At 69.9% G+C, this 3622-nt stretch carries 2 protein-coding genes and 1 pseudogene; all 3 read right to left on the bottom strand.

Going from position 1 to position 3622, the window contains the following annotated elements:
* A partial coding sequence (locus AC1DXV_RS32700) for a methyl-accepting chemotaxis protein (RefSeq protein WP_477937652.1) occupies positions 1 to 1610 on the bottom strand: 1610 nt, incomplete at its 3' end.
* A 19-nt stretch (positions 1611 to 1629) separates the two neighbouring features.
* Positions 1630 to 3420: a methyl-accepting chemotaxis protein gene (locus AC1DXV_RS32695; protein ID WP_477868663.1), complete on the bottom strand. Its 1791-nt coding sequence runs from the start codon at positions 3418 to 3420 to the stop codon at positions 1630 to 1632.
* Between the two features lie 44 nt (positions 3421 to 3464).
* Positions 3465 to 3622 (bottom strand): annotated as a pseudogene (locus AC1DXV_RS32690) (methyl-accepting chemotaxis protein); the annotation flags it as partial.

The raw sequence follows: 3622 nt of genomic DNA, 5'->3' as shown, positions 1-3622 counted from the left end.
GGGCGGGCCGCCTGGGTCACCGCCTTGGCCGGCTGGGCGACCGGCGCCGGCGCGGCGGCATGCGCCGCCGACAGCTTGAACACCGCCACGTTTGCCAGCAACTGGGCGGCCTGCCCCTTCAGGCTCTCGGCCGCGGCCGCGCTTTCCTCGACCAGCGCCGCATTCTGCTGCGTCGCCCGGTCCATCTGCGTGACCGCCTCGCCGACCTGGCTGACGCCGGCCGACTGCTCGATGCTCGCCGACGTGATCTCGCCCATGATGTCGGTCACGCGGCGGATCGAGGCGACCACCTCGGCCATCGTCGTGCCGGCCTCGTCGACCAGCGCCGTGCCCTGCTCGACGCGCTCGACACTGGTCGAGATCAGCGTCTTGATCTCCTTCGCGGCATCGGCGCTGCGCTGCGCCAGGCTGCGCACCTCCCCGGCCACCACCGCGAAGCCGCGGCCCTGCTCGCCGGCACGCGCCGCCTCCACCGCAGCATTCAGCGCCAGGATGTTGGTCTGGAACGCGATGCCGTCGATCGTGCCGATGATGTCGGCAATGCGCCGCGACGAGTCGTTGATGCCCTTCATCGTGTCGACGACGCGGCTGACGACTTCGCCGCCGGACACCGCGACGCTCGACGCGCTCATCGCCAGCTGGTTGGCCTGGCGCGCGTTGTCGGCGTTCTGCTTGACCGTGCTCGACAGCTGCTCCATCGACGCGGCCGTCTCTTCGAGCGCGCTCGCCTGCTGTTCGGTGCGGCTGCTCAGGTCGTTGTTGCCCTGCGCGATCTGCGAGCTGGCCGTGGCCACGCCATCGGCGTTCTGGCGCACGCCGCCGACGATGCCGCGCAGCTTGTCCTGCATGTCGCCGAGCGCCTTCAGCAGCTGGCCCATTTCGTCGGTGCCGCTCGCGTGGATCGGCTGGCTCAGGTCGCCATCGGCGATGCGGTTCGCATCGGCCACCGCCTGCGCCGCGGCGCGGGCCAGGCCGCCCGACAGGAACCAGGCGATCGCGAGGCCGAGTGCAGTCATCACGACCAGCCCGGCGATCAGCGCCGTGCGCGAGGATTCGTAGGTCTTCTGGCCCTCGGCCGCGGCGGCCATGCTGCCGGCGCTGTTCAGCTCGACCAGCTTGACGAGCAGCGCACGGGCGTCGGTGTACGACTGGCCGCCCGGTCCGTTCAACAGCTTCTTGATGCCGGCGGTGTCCATTTCCTTGGCCATGCGCAGCAGCTCGGGACCGATCGCCTGGTAGCTCTTCCACTGCTGCGTGAACTGCTCGTACAAGGCCTTCTCTTCCGGCGAGCTGACCATCGCCTGGTAAGCGGCGCGGTGGGTCTCGATGTTGCCTTCCACCTTCTTCAGCGAAGCCTCGATCGGCTCGGCCTCGAGCGAGGTGTCGATCAGCGCGAGGCGCAGGCGCACCACGCGGTACGACGCGAGATCGGTGTTCAGTTCACCGAGCGCGCGCACGCTCGGCAGCCAGTTGGTGGCGATGTCGGCGGCATTCGCGTTGACATGGCCCAGGCGGCCGATCGCCAGCAGGCTTTGCAGCAGCGCGATCGCGAGGACCAGGCCGAAGCCGCCGATCAGCTTGGTGCGGATGCTGAGGTTGTTCAGGTTCATGGCAGACAGTCCGGAGGCTTCAGAAGGTTTCCCAGTCGTCGCTCGGCGCGGCGCTGGCGGCCGGCTTGCTGGCGACCACGGCGGGTTGCGGTTCGGCGCGCGGGGCCAGGGTGGCGGCCACCGGCTTCGGTTCGACGCGGGCGGGTGCCACGGGCTTGGCCGCCGTCGCGGTGGGGGCAAGCTTGGCAGCCGGCTTGGGCGCCGTCACGGCCGGCAGGGCCGGCGCGGCGACCGGCTGCGCCACCAGGTTCTCGCCTGCCTCCAGGCGGAAGGTCGCGACCACCGAGGCCAGGCGCTTGGCCTGGTCGCGCAGGCTCTCGGCCGCGGCAGCCGATTCCTCGACCAGCGCAGCATTCTGTTGCGTCATCTGGTCGAGTTGAGTGACCGCCGTGTTGACCTGCCCGATGCCATCGCTCTGCTCCGACGACGCGGCGGTGATCTCGCCGATGATGTCCGAGACGCGCTGCACCGAGCCGACGATCTCGTTCATCGTCTTGCCCGCATCCGCCACCAGGCGCGAGCCGGCCTCGACGCGGTCGACGCTGGCGCCGATCAGGCCCTTGATCTCCTTCGCCGCCTGCGCGCTGCGCTGCGCCAGGCTGCGCACTTCGCTGGCGACCACCGCGAAACCGCGGCCCTGCTCGCCGGCGCGGGCCGCTTCCACGGCTGCGTTCAGCGCCAGGATGTTGGTCTGGAACGCGATGCCATCGATCACGCCGATGATGTCGCTGATCTTCTTCGAGCTGGCATTGATCTCGTCCATCGTCGAGACCACCTGGGCGACGACCGAGCCGCCGCGCGCCGCGACCTCGGCGGCCGACGAGGCCAGCTGGTTCGCCTGGCGGGCCGAGTCGGCGCTCTGCTTGACGGTGCCGGTCAGCTGCTCCATCGACGACGCGGCCTGCTGCAGGTTCGACGCCGTCTGTTCGGTGCGCACGCTCAGGTCGTGGTTGCCGGTCGCGATCTCGCCGGAGGCGGTGGAGATGCTGTCGGTGCTCTGGCGCACCTGGCTCACCGTCGTGCGCAGCGAGCGCACCATCTGCGACAGCGAATCGAGCAGGCTGCCCGGCACCGACTGGCTCAGGTCGACCGACAGGTTGCCGCGCGCGACCTCGCCCATCACCGCCACCGCGTCGCTCGGCTCGCCGCCGATCTGGCGCAGCACGCTGCGGGCGATCACGATGCCCAGCGCGCCGATGCCGGCCAGGATCAGCAGCGTGATCAGCAGGCCTTGCACCGCGGTGTCGCGCACCTGCACGTCGACGTCGTCCATGTACAGGCCCGAGCCGACCAGCCAGCCCCAGTTCTTCAGCTGCATCACGTACATCAGCTTGGGCACCGACTCGGTCGTGCCGGGGCGCGGGAAATCGGTCATCAGGTAGGCGCGGCCGTCCTTGCTGGCGCGCAGCACGTCGATCTCGCCCTGGATGATGTCCAGGCCCTTGCTGTCCTTGACCTTGCCGATCATCGGCTGGCCGTCCCACTCGGGCTTCAGCGGGTGCATCACCGCGGAGCCGTCCATCGAGAAGATGTAGAGGTAGTCCTTGGCCTCGGCGCCGTAGCGGGCCACGCGGATCGCGTCGCGGGCCGCCTTCTGCGCGTCTTCCTTGCTCATCGTGCCGGCCGCGGCCTTGGCCTCGAAGCCGGCCGCGATGCTGTACGCGGCCTCGACCGCCGTCACCAGCTGGCCCTTGCGCCCTTCGACGATCTGGCTGCGCATGCGCAGGCTGGACGCGACGGTCAGCAGGATCAGCGCCAGGATCGAGGCGCCGACCAGCAGGCCGATCTTGCGTTTGAAGGACAGGTTCATGGGGGCACCTCGGGTAGAGCGGGAGATTCAGTGGGCCGGCCGGCTCAGTGCGCCTGCAGCCGGAAGCTGCCGACGGCCTGCGACAGGCGCGCGGCCTGCTCCTTCAGGCTGTCGGCGGCGGCGGCGCTCTCTTCGACGAGCGCCGAGTTCTGTTGCGTCATCTGGTCGAGCTGGTTGACGGCGGTGTTGATCTGGCCGATGC

This window comes from Rhizobacter sp. P3_C12 (assembly GCF_056402735.1).
The sequence above is the reverse complement of the archived record's forward strand: the minus strand, read 5'-3'. Positions and strand labels throughout refer to the sequence as shown.

Bases quoted from the DNA above. Each gene is read 5' to 3' on its own strand.
- AC1DXV_RS32695 (WP_477868663.1), bottom strand. From the start codon at position 3,420: ATGAACCTGTCCTTCAAACGCAAGATCGGCCTGCTGGTCGGCGCCTCG.